Raw genomic sequence first — 578 nt, forward strand, 5'->3', positions numbered from 1 at the left:
TCGGCAGGTAGATCTCGGGGGCCAGCACCAGCACCGCCAGCGCGGGCTGCAGCTCCATGGCGCCCTCGACGAGCCGTAGCCCGACGCCCACGGCGATGATCGCCACTGAGAGCGTCGTGAGCAGCTCGAGCACCATCGACGACAGGAACGCGATGCGCAGGGTGCCCATCGTGGCCCGGCGGGAGGCGTCGCCCAGCGCGCGCACCCGTTCGCCCGGCCCGAACGACCGGCCGAACGCGCGCAACGTCGGGAGCCCGGCCACCAGGTCGAGCACCTGGGCGCCCAGCCGTTCCACGGTAGCGAGCCGCCGTTGCGACATCCCGGCCGTCAGGCGCCCGACGAGCACCATGAACATCGGCACGAGCGGCAGCGTCACGATCGCGATCAGGGCGGAGACCCAGTCCAGGCCGAGCACCACGCACACGAGTGCGGGCGTGACCAGGGCGGTCAGCACGAGCTGCGGCACGTACCGCACCAGGTACGGTTCCAGCGCGTCGAGGCCGCGTGTCGCGAGGGTCGCGACCTCGGCCTCCGGGCTCGCCCCGCTCCCGCCGCCCGACGCCGCCGCGGGGCCGGGC

At 74.2% G+C, this 578-nt stretch carries 1 protein-coding gene; it reads right to left on the reverse strand.

Going from position 1 to position 578, the window contains the following annotated elements:
• On the reverse strand, positions 1-578 hold a 578-nt coding region (locus tag PROKR_RS05975; protein WP_036960649.1), incomplete at both ends, for an ABC transporter transmembrane domain-containing protein.

This window comes from Promicromonospora kroppenstedtii DSM 19349 (assembly GCF_000515355.1).
GTDB lineage: Bacteria > Actinomycetota > Actinomycetes > Actinomycetales > Cellulomonadaceae > Promicromonospora > Promicromonospora kroppenstedtii.